This is a genomic window from Lentisalinibacter salinarum (assembly GCF_040706555.1).
Classification (GTDB): domain Bacteria; phylum Pseudomonadota; class Gammaproteobacteria; order Steroidobacterales; family Woeseiaceae; genus Lentisalinibacter; species Lentisalinibacter salinarum.
Window position 1 is genome coordinate 670,880 of record NZ_JAPDRH010000002.1, and the last position, 13,991, is coordinate 684,870.

At 70.7% G+C, this 13,991-nt stretch carries 13 protein-coding genes; 2 read left to right on the forward strand and 11 right to left on the reverse strand.

Translation table 11 applies throughout. From position 1 onward, the window contains the following. Positions 1-34: 34 nt before the first annotated feature. The 10 genes from ACJMKZ_RS06070 to lipA all read right to left on the reverse strand — a co-directional run bounded on the left by ACJMKZ_RS06070 (position 35) and on the right by lipA (position 10,859). Positions 35-412 (reverse strand): hypothetical protein, encoded by a 378-nt coding sequence (locus ACJMKZ_RS06070; RefSeq protein ID WP_405232295.1) that lies wholly within the window; start codon positions 410-412, stop codon positions 35-37. Then, positions 409-1,188 carry a class I SAM-dependent methyltransferase gene (locus tag ACJMKZ_RS06075; RefSeq protein WP_405232296.1) on the reverse strand — a complete coding sequence of 260 codons (780 nt, stop codon included), beginning with the start codon at positions 1,186-1,188 and terminating at the stop codon, positions 409-411. Before ACJMKZ_RS06075 ends, ACJMKZ_RS06070 begins: the two co-directional genes overlap by 4 nt. Beyond that, on the reverse strand, positions 1,185-1,955 hold the full coding sequence (locus tag ACJMKZ_RS06080) for a DUF429 domain-containing protein (RefSeq protein ID WP_405232297.1): 771 nt from the start codon (positions 1,953-1,955) through the stop codon (positions 1,185-1,187). The genes ACJMKZ_RS06075 and ACJMKZ_RS06080 overlap by 4 nt, the downstream gene beginning before the upstream one ends. Continuing rightward, complete coding sequence (gene pdeM / locus ACJMKZ_RS06085) at positions 1,952-2,623, reverse strand: ligase-associated DNA damage response endonuclease PdeM (protein WP_405232298.1); 672 nt, start codon at positions 2,621-2,623, stop codon at positions 1,952-1,954. The genes ACJMKZ_RS06080 and pdeM overlap by 4 nt, the downstream gene beginning before the upstream one ends. After that, a complete protein-coding gene (locus ACJMKZ_RS06090; RefSeq protein ID WP_405232299.1) occupies positions 2,620-5,100 on the reverse strand; it encodes a ligase-associated DNA damage response DEXH box helicase in 2,481 nt (826 codons plus the stop codon). The genes pdeM and ACJMKZ_RS06090 overlap by 4 nt, the downstream gene beginning before the upstream one ends. After that, positions 5,097-6,695 (reverse strand): ATP-dependent DNA ligase, encoded by a 1,599-nt coding sequence (locus tag ACJMKZ_RS06095; protein WP_405232300.1) that lies wholly within the window; start codon positions 6,693-6,695, stop codon positions 5,097-5,099. The genes ACJMKZ_RS06090 and ACJMKZ_RS06095 overlap by 4 nt, the downstream gene beginning before the upstream one ends. A 26-nt stretch (positions 6,696-6,721) precedes the next feature. Next, on the reverse strand, positions 6,722-7,714 hold the full coding sequence (locus tag ACJMKZ_RS06100; RefSeq protein ID WP_405232301.1) for a ligase-associated DNA damage response exonuclease: 993 nt from the start codon (positions 7,712-7,714) through the stop codon (positions 6,722-6,724). 8 nt (positions 7,715-7,722) lie between these two features. Beyond that, a complete protein-coding gene (locus tag ACJMKZ_RS06105) occupies positions 7,723-8,544 on the reverse strand; it encodes a M48 family metallopeptidase (protein WP_405232302.1) in 822 nt (273 codons plus the stop codon). 206 nt (positions 8,545-8,750) lie between these two features. Then, positions 8,751-9,785, reverse strand: a complete 1,035-nt coding sequence (gene sohB, locus ACJMKZ_RS06110; RefSeq protein ID WP_405232303.1) for a protease SohB — start codon at positions 9,783-9,785, stop codon at positions 8,751-8,753. A gap of 15 nt (positions 9,786-9,800) precedes the next feature. Continuing rightward, the gene (lipA, locus tag ACJMKZ_RS06115) at positions 9,801-10,859 is read right to left on the reverse strand and encodes a lipoyl synthase (protein WP_405232304.1); all 1,059 of its coding nucleotides are present in this window, start codon (positions 10,857-10,859) and stop codon (positions 9,801-9,803) included. A 112-nt stretch (positions 10,860-10,971) separates the two neighbouring features. Between lipA and ACJMKZ_RS06120 the strand changes: the two genes are divergently transcribed. Beyond that, the gene (locus ACJMKZ_RS06120) at positions 10,972-11,793 is read left to right on the forward strand and encodes a DUF2797 domain-containing protein (protein ID WP_405232305.1); all 822 of its coding nucleotides are present in this window, start codon (positions 10,972-10,974) and stop codon (positions 11,791-11,793) included. A 105-nt stretch (positions 11,794-11,898) separates the two neighbouring features. Here the strand turns inward: ACJMKZ_RS06120 and ACJMKZ_RS06125 are convergent, their stop codons facing one another. Continuing rightward, complete coding sequence (locus tag ACJMKZ_RS06125; RefSeq protein ID WP_405227244.1) at positions 11,899-12,105, reverse strand: hypothetical protein; 207 nt, start codon at positions 12,103-12,105, stop codon at positions 11,899-11,901. Positions 12,106-12,455: 350 nt separating this feature from the next. Here ACJMKZ_RS06125 and ACJMKZ_RS06130 point away from each other — a divergent pair, with 350 nt between their 5' ends. Continuing rightward, the gene (locus ACJMKZ_RS06130) at positions 12,456-13,919 is read left to right on the forward strand and encodes an OmpA family protein (RefSeq protein WP_405232306.1); all 1,464 of its coding nucleotides are present in this window, start codon (positions 12,456-12,458) and stop codon (positions 13,917-13,919) included. Positions 13,920-13,991: the final 72 nt, after the last annotated feature.

Sequence of the window (13,991 nt, forward strand, 5' to 3'; positions counted from 1 at the left end):
GCGGGAATTCTAGCGGATGGCGGCAGCGGCCGCCTCAGACCGCGAGCCCCAGGTAATACAGGGTGGCCAGGAACGCGAGCACCATCAGCGCGAGCGCGCCCAGGTTCAGCGCCGTCCGCCAGACGGAGCGCCGGCGGCGCACGTCCCGCCGTATCGACTCCGCATCGGCGCCGCCGGGTCCGGCCGGGTTGAGGCGCCAGCGCTGCCCGCCCTGGCGGGGCACCGGCGTGAAGTACTCCCGCCAGCCCTGCAGGATGCGCTGGGTGCGGCCCATGTCGACGGCGGCGCCGCGGGCGATGCGCAGCACGGACAGCCCCTCCGGCGGCCCTTCCTCGAGGACCGCGGCGATGCGCTGGATGTCCGAAGACAGGCGACGGTCGAAAAGCAGGGGAAAGGAATAGGATCGGTTCATGACGGCATGCAGGTGTCGGTGTCAGAGTTGCCGCGAGGGGGACGCCGGCAGGCCCGCACCGCGAGCGGCCAGCGCACCCGGCGCGGGCCCGGCCCCCAGAGCGCCTCCAGGCGGCCTGCGATGTCGGCCAGCGGATCGATGCCGGCCGCCTTGCGACAGCGCGCCAGCGCCGACCAGGTGGACAGATAACCGAGCATCTGCCCGGCCTCCCATTCCGCCTCCATGTGGAACTCCGGCGTCTCGAGCTCCGGCCACGGCATGCCGATGGTGCCATAGCCCGCATCGATATGCCGCCGCTCGGGAGGCCACCAGGGGCCGAGCGGCCCGCGGTAGAACTCCAGCACCAGCGCGTCGATGTCGGGATCGACGGTGCAGAGTTCGTAGCACCAGGCCGCCAGCAGTCCGTCGTCCGCGAGCACCCGGCCCGCCTCGGCGAAGAACCGGTCCCGGTCGAACCAGTGCAGGGCCTGGGCGACTGTGATCAGGTCCGCCGCGGCCTCCGCCATTCCGGAGTCCTCGGCTGTCGCCACCCGGAAGCGCACGCCCGGCAGCGCCGGCGCGCGGCGGATCTGCGCCTCGCTCGCGTCCGTCGCCTCCACCCTGCGGAAAAGCGGCGCCAGGCCCTCCGCCGCCTGCCCGCTGCCGGTGGCGCAATCCCATGCCACGCCGCGGCCGGGAGCCGTGGCCGCCAGCCAGTCGAACAGCGCCTGCGGATAGCGGGGCCGGTAGCGGGAATAATCGCCGGAGACGCCGGAGAAATGATCGCGGAAGCTCATGCCGAAGCTCCGGCGGAGGAGTCCCGTATCCAGATCCAGCCTTCCCGCTCGGCCAGCGCCCGGTCGGACGGCGGCGGGCAGCGGCCGGCGAGGAAGTCGGCCCCGGCCAGCGCCGCCAGGGCGGCATCGAGTACGTCCGCCGCGTTCAGCAGCAGGCCGCGGTGCTCGCCCGGGTCGAGTTCCCCGGCGAGGCCGTCGAGGATGACCGTCCGCAGTTCCCGCGCGGCCGCCGGCTTGTAGCGCCGGGCGGGCAGGTCGCGGCTCAGCAGCACGGCGGCGGGATAGACCTCGATGGCCGCGCTGGCGCCGAGTTCGGGCGACCAGGCGAGCGGGATGGGCTCCGCCCGCAGTTCGCGCAGCGCGCCCAGCACGCCCAGAGCCGCGACGGCCGTGCGGGCGATCCGGTCGGCGCCCACCTCCAGCGGCTGCTTGCCGAGCCGCCGGCGCACGAACTCATCGGTGGCGCGGCGAAAGAGACGATTCGGCTCGGTCTGTCTCAGCGCGGCTCCGGCCCGATGGGCCGCGATCGTCTCACCGAGCGCGGTCGGCCAGCCGAGTGGCGCGTCCAGGCAGAACAGCGCCGGCCCGTCGCCGGCCGCCGCTGCGGCCAGGCAGGCGACGGAACCGGGGCCGTCGCCGAGCGCCGCGTGGCTCACCCGGTAGCGCCCGCCGTCCCGGGTGATGCCCACCACGCCGGTCTTGCGGGGGTCGGTGGCGCAGTCGATCCCGACAATGGTCCGGACCAGGCTCTCGTCGACGGCGCTCACAGCGCCACCACCGTGTCGGGGCCGACCGCGAACACCCGGTCATCCGGCGCCGGCAGGATGTTCTGCCCGCCGGTGAAGGTGCCGAAGGCCGGTAGCACGGCGTGATCGTCCCGGAACCAGAACACGGGCAGGCGCAGCCGGTCGGCGCCGGTGCGCAGGCGTACCGCCGGATGCAGATGGCCGCCGAGGCCGTAACCGCGACCGTCGGGCTCCGGCTCGTGCTGCAGCACGAAGGGCGGTTCCGGCCGGGGCTCGGCGAACCAGCGGATCCGCGGATCGAGTCTCTGCCGCGTCGCGGGCCGGTCGTGATTGCCGGCGACGATGCTGACGGCCGCCTCCACGCCGTCGAGCCAGGCGGAGATCGCGTCCAGCCAACGATCCGTCTCGCCGGGCGGCGCATGGGTAAAGTCGCCCAGCACGACGAGTTCCCCGGCGCCGAACTGCGCCACCAGCCGGGCCAGGCGCTGCAGGTCCGATTCGGTCACGCCGCCGGGCACGGCCAGACCCGCCCGGCCGAACGTCCATTCCTTGCCGAGATGCACGTCCGCTACCAGCAGCATGCGGCGCCGCGGCCAGTACACCGCCCGGTCGTGGTGCAGCAGCAACCGCTCGCCGGCGCAGTCGATCGGCACAGCGCCGGCGGACGCCTCGGGTGCCACCGCGCTCATGCGCTCTTCCGTCGCCGCTCGGCGGCGCGCTCGAGGCTGGCGGCCATGCGCTCGACCCGGTCGCGCCAGGTCTCGCTGGACATTATCTGGCTCTGCAGACGCTCCGCCCACAGCGGGAAGGCGAGCGGCGTCAGCCGTTCCGGCCGCTCGATGACGATGCGCTTGCCGCCGATCGCCGCCAGCGCCTCGCGCATGCGCCGGGCCTCGAGCTGACTCTCCAGCACCTCCCGGCGGGCCTGATCCAGCAGCAGGTTGTCGCTGTCGTAGCGCTCCAGCACGTCGAAGATGAGTCCGCTGGAGGCCTGGATCTGGCGGGTCGACTTGCCGCGGCCGGGATAACCCTGGAATACCAGGCCGGCGATGCGGGCGATGTCACGGAACCGGCGCCTGGCGATCTCGCCGGTATTCATGCAGGCGAGCAGATCGGCCTCCAGATCGCCGGGCGCGAACAGCCGGGCGAGGCGTTCCTCGTCGATGGCCGGCTCCTCGCGGCAGAGCAGTTCCAGGCCGTAGTCATTGGCCGAGAGCGTGAAAGTGGCGGGCGTCTCGCGGGACAGCCGCCACGCGATCAGGGTCGCGAGCCCCTCGTGCACCAGCCGGCCGGCGAAGGGATAACAGAACAGACTGACGCCCTCGCGGCTGCGGGTCACCTCCACCAGCAGCTCGCCGGGCACCGGCAGCCGCGACCAGCGCCGCTGCAGATCCAGCAGGCCGGCGACTGCGTTCACCTCCGCCGGTTCGTCCGCGCCGGATCCGGCCGCCGCCAGCACCTCCAGCACGCTGTCGGCCAGCTCGGTGGACAGCGGCATGCGCCCGCCCTGCCAGCGGGGCACGGTGCGCCTGCCCTTCTTCGCCCGTCGCACGTAGGCGGTCATGTCGCGCACCCGGGCGAGCTCGACCAGACGTCCGGCGAACAGGAATCGATCGCCCCGTTGCAGCCGGGAGACGAAGGACTCCTCGATGGTGCCGAGCGAGCCGCCCGTCAGCCAGCGGATGTTCATCGCGGTGTCGCTGGCGATGGTGCCGATGCCCATGCGGTGACGCTGGCCGATGCCCCGGTCCGTCACCCGGTAGCGTCCGTCCACGGCTTCCACGCGCCGGTACTGCGGATACCCCTGCAGCGCCTGGCCGCCGCGGGTGACGAAGTCCATCACCCAGCCCCATTCGGCATCCGAGATGCCGGCGAAGGCGTGGGTACGGCTCACCTCCGCGCGCATGGCCTCCGCCTCGAAGCCGCCGCCGAGCGCGACGGTGACCAGGTGCTGCGCCAGCACGTCCAGCGAGCGGACCAGCGGCCGGCGCGCCTCGATGCGCCCCTGCTCCGCCGCCCGGCGGGCGGCGGCGATCTCCACCAGTTCGAAGGCGTGGGTAGGCACACACAGCACTTCCGAGACGGCGCCCGGCTGATGGCCGCTGCGCCCGGCACGCTGCAGCAGCCGGGCGACGCCCTTCGGGCTGCCCACCTGCATCACCTGGTCCACCGGGCTGAAGTCCACGCCCAGGTCGAGCGACGAGGTGCACACCACGCAGCGCAGCTCGCCCGCCCTGAGGCCGTCCTCGATGCGCTGCCGCAGCTTGCGGTCGATGGAGCCGTGATGGAGCGCGATGCGCCCCACCCAGTCCGGCCGTGCGTCCACCAGCCCCTGGAACCACAGCTCCGCCTGGGAGCGGGTGTTGGTGAACAGCAGCGTGGAGCCCTTCGACTCGATGGCCTCGACCACCGCCGGCAGCAGCCGGACGCCCAGGTGGCCCGCCCAGGGGAAGCGCTCGAGCGTCTCGGGCAGCACCGAGCGGATGCGTACGGTCTTCGGCGCGTGCCCGCGCACGAGTCGGCCCGCCGTTCCCGGCCCGAGCAGCACGTCCCGGGCCTCGGCGAGGTTCGCCAGCGTCGCGGACAGCCCCCAGGTCCTGAGCCCCGGCGCGATGCTGCGCAGCCGCGCGAGGCAGAGCTCCAGCTGCACGCCCCGCTTCGTGCCCAGCAGCTCGTGCCACTCGTCCACCACCACGCAGGCGAGTCTCCGGAACCAGCTGGCTCCGTCGGCGTAGCTCAGCAGCACCGACAGACTCTCGGGTGTCGTGACGAGCGCCTCGGGCGGCCGCCTGCGCTGCCTTGCGCGCACGGACTGGGACGTGTCGCCGCTGCGCACCTCCACCCGCCAGTCGCTGCCGAGGGCCGCCGCCGCGTCTGCCAGGTTCTCCCGGGTATCGACCGCCAGCGCGCGCAGCGGCGTGATCCAGAGCACACGCGGACCGCCGTCCGCGCCGCCCGCCGCCGCAGCCTCCGCCAGCGGGCCGAGCCAGGCCGCCAGCGACTTCCCGCTGCCGGTCGGCGAGTGGATCAGCCCGGACTCGCCGGCGAGGTAGGCGTCCCGGGCCTCGCGCTGGAAGTCGAACAGCCGCCAGCCGCGCTCGTCGAACCACGCCTGCAGCCGCGCATCGAAATCGCCTGTCACACTTGCCGTCAAATTCTCGCTCACGAGCGCACCAGCGCCCTCACGCTCTCGATATCGTCGGCGTCATCCACGCCCAGGTCCCGGCGCCAGCGGGCGATGCGGGGGAATCTGAGTGCCACGCCGGACTTGTGGCGGCGCGAGGCATTGATGCCCTCGAAGGCGATCTCGAACACCTGCTCCGGCCGCACGGAACGAACGGGCCCGAAGCGCTCCACCGTGTTGCGCCGGATCCAGCGGTCCAGCTCCCGGATCTCGGCGTTGTCGAGTCCGGAGTAGGCCTTGGCGATGGGCACCAGGTCGCCGTCCCGCCAGACCGCGAAAGTATAGTCGGTGTACAGGTTGGCCCGCCGCCCGTGTCCGGGCTGTGCATAGATCATGACGGCATCGACGGTGTGAGGCGCCACCTTCCACTTCCACCAGAGGCCACGCTGCCGGCCGGTGCCGTAGGGCGAGTCCAGCGCTTTCAGCATCATCCCCTCCACCCGCCGCTCCCGGGACTCGTTTCGCAGCGCGGCGTAATCCGCCCAGTCGCCGGCTTCCACGACCGGAGAGAGCCTGAGTGTCTCGTGTGCGGCCGGCACGACGTCCGCCAGCGCGGCGCGGCGCTCGGCCAGCGGCCGATGGCGGATGTCCTCGCCGCCCTGTTCCAGCAGGTCGTAGGCGAGGAAGACGGCGGGGACCTCCGCCAGCAGCTTCGCGCCGACGCGCTTGCGGCCGATGCGCCGCTGCAGCGCCGCGAAGTCCATCACGCCGGTGTCGGCGTCCCAGGCCAGGATCTCGCCGTCCAGCACCGTGCCGTCGGGGAGCACTTGCGCCGCATCTCTTACCTCGGGGAAACGGTCGGTGATCAGATCCTCGCCCCGCGACCAGAGGAAGCCGCGGCCGGCGCGGCGCACGAGCTGGGCGCGGATGCCGTCCCACTTCCACTCCACCTGCCAGTGCGCCGGCGCGCCCGGCAGATCCGCGGGATGCGTGTCATCCAGCGGCGCGGCGAGGCAGAAGGGATAGGGTCGGGAGACGTCCGCCTCGCCGTCGTCCGGCGACATGAGCTGCTCGAAGAATCCGGCGTCCGGCTCCCACTGCCCCATCAGGCGATGCAGGATCACCGGCCGCGACAGGCCGGCCGCCTCGGCCAGCGCCCGCGCCGCGAGCGTGCGGGAGACCCCCACCCGGAATGCGCCGGTCAGGAGCTTGTTCAGGAGATAGCACTGCTCGTAATCGAGGGTCGCCCACCAGCGTTTCACGCGCTCGCCCTGGGCCTCCGCCTCCAGCCCGCGCAGGGGCAGGATCTCCGTCTCCAGCCAGTCCGCCAGCGAACGATCGTCGGCGGGCGCGGCACGGCCGGCGTCGGTCAGGAGCGCTATGGTCTCCGCCAGGTCGCCCACCGATGCGTAGGTGTCGTCCACCAACCAGTCCGGCAGGTCCACGCTCTCGTACAGCCACTGGCGCAGGCGGGCCGGCCCCGCCAGCTGCTTCATGCGGCGGCCGGACAGGAAGTAGACGGCCCAGGCGGCGTCCGCCGGTGGCGACCCGGAGAAATAACGGACCATGGCCGCCACCTTGAGGTTGGTGGAGGTGGTCTGGTCCAGCTCCTGGTAGAGGCGGCTGAAGTCACGCATGCCGGCGTCGCCCCCGGTGCCGATCCTTACTGGTCATCGCCGCTGCCCTCGTACAGCGTCTCCAGCGCGGCGGCGTCGACCCCGCGCTCCCGCAGCAGGCGCACCAGCGCATCCGTGTGACCGTGGGTGGCCAGCACCCGGGAGGCGCCGGTCTCCTCGATGGTCCTGAGCAGCGACGGCCAGTCCGCGTGATCCGAGAGCACGAAACCCCGGTCGTAGCCCCGCCGTCGGCGCTGGCCGCGGATGCGCATCCAGCCCGAACAGAAGCCGGTACTCGCCTGGCGGAAGCGGCGCATCCAGGTGCTGCCGGCCGCGCCGGGCGGCGCGACGATCAGCTCGCCGGCGTAGTCCCCCTTGCGGCGCAGGTCCACCTTCTCCGTCGGCAGCATGGCGACGCCGGCTTCCCGGTAGACCTCCACCAGCGCGTCCACGGCGCCGTGCACGTACACGCACCGGTCCGTGTATGCGGTCAGTTCGGCCAGCACCCGCTGGGCCTTGCCGAGCGCGTAGCAGAACAGCACCGACGGCCGTCCGGATGCCGCGTTGCCCTGCCACCAGTCGTGGATCTCGGCCGCGGTCTCGTGGCCCGGCTTCCAGCGGTACACGGGCAACGCGAAGGTGGCTTCGGTGATGAAGGTATCGCAGGGCACGACCTCGAACGGCGTGCAGGTGGGATCCGGATCCCGCTTGTAGTCGCCGGATACCACCCAGACGCCCTCCTCGCCCTCGATGCGGATCTGGGCGGAACCGAGCACGTGGCCGGCGGGATGGAAGGACACCGTGGTGTCGCCGAACGCGATGCGCTCGCCCCAGCCGACTGCGCGGATGTCGGCGTCGGCGCCGAGGCGTTTGCGCAACAGGCCGACCCCGGGCGCACCCGCGTAATAGACCTGCGAGCCCGGCCGGGCATGGTCGGCGTGGGCGTGGGTGATGAGCGCCGTCTGCGCCGGACGCCAGGGGTCGATGTGGAAGCCGCCGGCCGCGCAGGCGAGGCCGGTGTCGGTTGCGCGGACCAGCACGCCCCGGGTCAGGACTCCGGCTTCTCGATCGCCGGCCGCGCGCCGCAATCGGGAGCCTTGCCGGCGGCACGCGCGTCGTTATACAGCTTCAGCGCCACCGGGTAGTGCGCGACCAGCTTGTCGATGCGGTCCTCGCTGGAGGGGTGGGTGGAGAGGAACTCGGGCGGCTCGCCCTTGTTCTTCTCGCGCATGTTCTTCCACAGCTCCACGCTCTCCCGGGGGTCGAAGCCGGCGCGGGCCATGTATTCGATGCCGACGATGTCCGCCTCACGCTCCTGCGTGCGGGTGAACGGCAGCGTGATGCCCAGCTGGGCGGCCATCTGGATGGCCGTGGACGCGCTGCGGTTGGCCATCGGCGTACCGCCCACGATGGCGCCCAGGAAACCCACGGTGTAACCGGTGGCCAGCGCCCGCGAGGCCCGCTCGTTCGGATGACGCGCCGTCACGTGCGCCACCTCGTGTCCCATGACGGCGCCCAGCTGGTCGTCGTTTTCGGTCACGTCGAGCAGGCCGGTGAATACCGTGATCTTGCCGCCGGGCAGCACGAACGCGTTCACCTCGGGGCGTTCCACCACCGCCAGTTCCCAGTTCAGCGCCGCCATCTCACCCTCGAGCTGGCCGACGATGGCATTGGCCACGCAGGCGACGAAGTCGATGGTGGCCCGGTCGGTGGACAGCGGCATCTCCGCCCTGAGCTGGGTGAACGCCGCCTCTCCCTGGGCCTGGAGCTCTTCATCGGACTTCAGGATCAGCTGACTGCGACCCGTCGGCGACGTGGCGCAGGCGGTTGCCAGGACGAGGCCGGCGGCGATCAGGCCGGCGGCGGTCAATCGAAACCATTGGAGTGATTGGAACAATCGGAACAATCGGAACGATTGGAACGATTGGAGCGAACGGGTCTGCTTCATGGCGGTGCTCGTCGGGTCTCGGTGCTCATTCAGACTGGCGGCGCCCGGCCGAGTTCCGGCCGCGGCGCCCCGGGGGAAGGCTCCGGAGTGCCTCCCGTCGGATTCTAAACCAGGCCGGCGCCGGGCGCTCAACGCAGGTAGCGGCTCTCCTGCAGGCGCCGCCACAGGATGTCGGCGGCGCGCTCGGCGAGGGCGTCCATGGAGTGCAGCACCTTTTTCGGCAGCGGCTGCTTGATCTCGTAGGTGACCTTGTAGACGTCCCTGTCCACGACGGCCTTCACCAGCAGCTCGTCGCTGGTGGCGAGTTCGTCGGCCAGCGACAGCTCGATGGCCTGGGTGCCGTACCAGTGCTCGCCCGTGGCCACCTTCTCCATATCCAGGTCGGACCGATAACGGCCGACGGCATCCTGGAACAGCCGGTGCACGTCCTCGAGTTCCTGACGCAGCTTGTCCCGGTCCTCCTCGGTGTTCTTGCCGAACATCGTGACCGTGCGCTTGTACTTGCCGGCGGCGATCTGTTCGAACTCCACGCCGTGGTTGTCCAGCATGCGGTTGAAGTTCGGCAGCTGGGCCAGCACGCCGATGGAGCCCAGAATGGCGAACGGCGCCGCGACGATGCGGTCGGCGATGCAGGCCATGAGATAGCCACCGCTGGCGGCCACCCGGTCCACGGCCACGGTGAGCTTCACGCCGGCCTCGCGCAGACGCACCAGCTGGGATGCGGCCAGGCCGTGCTCGTGGACCATACCGCCGGCGTTCTCCAGCCGCAGCAGCACCTCGTCGCCTTCCCCGGCGACGGCGAGCACCGCGCTCACCTCCTCGCGCAGAGCGGCAACGCCCGTCGCCTTGATGTCTCCCTTGAAGTCGACCACGAAGGTGCGCGGGCGGGCCTCATCGCTCTTCGCGGCGCTTTTGGCCGCCTTCTTGGCCGCCGCCTTCTCGGCCTTGGCGAGCGCCTTCGCGGCCTTGCGGTTGACCACGCTGCGCTTGAGCGTGCCCGCCAGCTTGCGGTACCGCTCGTTCAGATTCTCGACCTTCAGGCCCTCGCCGCCCGAGACCTTGCGCGAGGCCGCCGCGCCGGCGGCAATGACTACCAGCACGGCAGCGACGAAGGTGATCGTTTTGGCCAGAAACAGGCCGTAATTGGCGAAGAAGTCTTCCATCCGGCGGTCCCCGCGTCAGGAGGCGGCCGAGGCCGCCTCGCTCGCCTCTGTGGCTATGCCCACGTTGTTCTGCTCCAGCACCCGCTCGGCCCGGTAGCTCGATCGCACCAGCGGCCCGGCCACGACCTCCAGGAATCCCTTCGCCAGGCCGGCTTCCCGGTAGCGGGCGAATTCCTCCGGCGAGACGAAGCGCTCCACCGACAGGTGATTGCGGGTCGGCTGCAGGTACTGCCCGAGCGTGAGGATGTCCACGTCGATGGCGCGCAGGTCGTCCATCGTCTCGTAGATCTCCTCGTCGGTCTCGCCGAGGCCCAGCATCAGGCTGGTCTTCGTGAGCACGTCGGGCCGGTAGCGCTTCGCGTGCGCGAGCACGGACAGGGTCTTGTCGTAACCCGCGCGGGGGTCGCGCACGGGATGGGTGAGCCGGCGCACGGTCTCCACGTTCTGGGCGAAGACTTCCAGCCCGGAATCCACCAGCAGCTCCACCGCCGCGGTGTCGCCGTCGAAGTCAGGCGTGAGGGCCTCCACCGCGGTCTGCGGCCGGAGTGCCTTGATCTCCCGCACGCACGCCGCGTAGTGGGAGGCGCCTCCGTCGGGCAGGTCGTCCCGGTCCACGGATGTGAGCACCACGTAGTTGAGATTCATGAGTTCGACCGCGCGGGCGGTGTTGGCGGGCTCCTCGGAGTCCAGCCAGCCCCGCGGGTTGCCCGTATCCACGGCGCAGAAGCGGCACGCGCGCGTGCACACCGAGCCCATCACCATGATGGTGGCGGTGCCGGCATTCCAGCACTCGCCGATGTTCGGACACATCGATTCCTCGCAGACGGTGCTGAGCCGGTTGTCGCGCACGGTCTGCTTCACGGCGGAGTACTTCCGGCCGGCGGGCATCTTGGCCCGCAGCCAGCGCGGCTTGCCACCGCGGGTCACGGGCTGCTCTTCACGGCCGGTCTTGATGCCGTTCTTGATCGCGGTGAAGCCGGCGTCCGTCCGGTATTTCTCGCCGCTGCGGGCGCCGCCGCGGGCGTTGCCCTCGACGATGGGAATGCCGCGGAATCCTTCGGTCTTTTCTGTCATGGGTCCCTGGCCTTCTGGCCATCCGGAAGCTGACCGGCTATTGTCGCATGCCGCACCGCGGCATCAAACTCTGTCGCACTTGTGTCGTCACACGCCTCCCCGGAGCCGCGTCATGCCATTGCAAGGTCACCTGAGAAAAATGCGCACCGAGCACAGTGCGCCCGTGAGCTACCGGCTGCCGCTGGACGACAGCGAGGAGCCCCTGAACGCCTACCTCGGCCGGGAGATCGCTCTCACCCACACCGGCGCCATCCACTGTATGGCCTGCGGGCGCAAGACCTCAAAGAGCTTCAATCAGGGCTACTGCTTCCCCTGTGCCCGGGGGCTCGCCCGCTGCGACATCTGCATCGTGCGCCCGGAGCGCTGCCACTTCCACGAAGGCACCTGCCGCGAGCCGGACTGGGGCGAGGCCAACTGCATGCGCTCCCACGTCGTCTACCTGGCCAACTCCTCCGGGCTGAAGGTGGGCATCACCCGCGCCTCCCAGGTGCCCACACGCTGGATCGATCAGGGTGCCCGCCAGGCGCTGCCCGTCCTGCGGGTGGCGAGCCGCCGCGTAGCCGGCCTGGCCGAGGTGGCCATCGGCCGCCACGTCTCCGACAAGACGGACTGGCGCCGCATGCTGAAGGGCGACCCGGAACCGCGCGCTCTCGCGGACAGCCGGGACGAACTGCTGAAGCTCGCGGAGCAGGAGCTCGATGCCATCGCCGCCGAGTTCGGCGCCGACGCCATCGAGCGGGTCGCGGACGCGGAGGAAGTGGTGATCGAGTACCCCGTCAGCGAGTACCCGGACAAGGTGCGCGCGCTGAACCTGGACAAGACGCCGGCGGTCACCGGCACCCTGCTCGGGGTCAAGGGGCAGTACCTCATCCTCGACAGCGGCGTGCTGAACGTACGCAAGTACGCCGGCTACGAGATGGTATTCGAGGCCTGACCCGGGGCGGCCGGCAAAAAAACGCCCGGCCAAGCCGGGCGTATCAACGGGAGGCTCGGAAGCCTGGAGAGAAACGTTCGCGGCTGCGCCGCGTCCTGCCGCTGGTTAGTGCACCCTGGCCCAGCGCAGCAGCTGGACGCAGTCGGCGTCGAGTTCGAAGTTGTGCGCCAGCAGCGCCTCGATGTCCTCGGGCTCCACGTCGGCGCCGGCCGGCCGGCACAGCTCGACGATACCGCTGTATTCGTCGGCGTCCCGGCTGCCGCCCTCCCTCAGGACGAACTCCGCGTAGTACTGGGCACAGTGTCTTCCCATGTGCCCGAGGATAGGCACCCGGGCCGCGGCGTTTCTGTGAGCCGCTGCACAGAATCGCCCTTCTTCATCCCCTTCTGCATACCCCAGGGCCGCATAATGGGTCCCGGCGGACAGCACCCGCGCCATTGCTCCTGCTCCGTTATCGCCCTGCTCTGTCGCTGCAGATGATTCATGATCCGGCTCCCTCCCGCTGCGCCCGTTTTCGGGCTCCTTACTGTTACTTGATGCAGCCGGGAGCGGTTTGGTTGCAACGCCCCTCCAGCGACGTAACACTATCGACCCAGTCATCCCTGCAACTCCGCCATGGAAAGGCTCCGCCGGTGACCGGCCGGAGTCCCGAGGAAATACCGATGCCGCGCTTCGTTACCCGCCCGCTCTCTCTCCTCCTGTGCTTTCTGACCCTGGCCGCCGCGACCGCCGGCGCGCAGGAACTCCGAGCCGCCCTGTTCGAGGACGCCGACGCCGCGCGCGCGGCCGCGGAGAAACTCCAGGCTTCCCTGTTCTCGCCCCGGCACTGGGAGCGAGGCGTCAGGGACTACGAGGCCGCGGAGGCCGGCCTCGACCGCGGACGCAGCGTCGACTACATCCGCGGCAAGCTGGCCGACGCCGAGCAGGAATTCCGCGAGGCCGCCGAGGCGGCGGAACTCGCCCGTATCACGCTGGCCACGGTGATCGAGACGCGCCAGGATGCGCGCAAGGCCGAGGCTCCCGCGCGCTCGGCTCCCATCTGGGAAGACGCGGAGGAGAAGTTCGGCGACGCCATCCGCGAACTCGAGAGCGGCGACCTGCAGGACGCGCAGGAGCGGGCCGGCGAGGCCGAGAGTCTCTACCGGGACGCCGAGCTCTCCGCCATCAAGAGCCGTTACCTGAGCGAGACCCGCCGGCTGCTGGAGGAAGCGGACCGCGCCCGGGTCGAGCGCTACGCGCCGGTCACGCTCGCGCGCTCCAAGCGCCTGCTGCAGCAGGCCGAGAAGGAGCTGAACGAGAACCGCTACGACACCGACCTGCCCCGCAGCCTCGCCCGCCAGGCCAACTACGAGGCCCGGCACGCCATCCGGCTGGCCGACGTGGTCCGCGACGTCCGCGACGACGAGCTGACCGTGGAGGAACTCATCCTCTCCTGGGAGCGCGCCCTGACCGCGGTGGCCGGCGCCGCCGACATCGTGCCCGACCTGGTCGACGGCAGCGAGGAACTCACGGAAGAGCTGGTCGCTTACGTCGAGAATCTGCGCTCCCGCAATCAGTCGCTGGAACAGGATCTCGCCGACAGCGTCTCGCGGGTGGCCGAGATGGAAGAGGAACTCCGCATCCTGGACCAGCGGCTGGGCGGCGCCACCGAGGAACGCCGTGAGCTGATGGAGCGACTGCAGGCGCAGAACCGCATCCGGGAACAGTTCGCCCAGGTGGAGAAGATGTTCGAGCGCGACGAGGCCCAGGTCTTCCGCGAGGGCAACGACGTGACGCTGCGCCTGGTCGGTCTGAGCTTCCCGAGCGGCAGCGCGTCGCTGGAAGCCGAGCACTACCCCCTGATGGAGAAGGTGGAAGCCGCCATCAACGTCTTCCCGCGCAGCCAGCTGACCGTCGAGGGCCACACCGACAGCTACGGCGGCGACGAGAGCAACGTACGCCTCTCCCAGGCGCGGGCCGATGCCGTGATGCAATACATGATCAACGCGCTGCGCGTGCCGAGCTACCGGTTGAGCGCCACCGGCTACGGCGAGACCCGCCCGATCGCGAGCAACGAGACCGCGGACGGCCGCGCACGCAACCGCCGCATCGATATCGTCATCAGCCCCGAGCTGGACGACATGTAGGAGGGCCTTCAGGCCCGATTACTTTCTTTTGGCGTAGGCGCGCCATCGGGTGGGCAAGCGCTTCTGACTGGC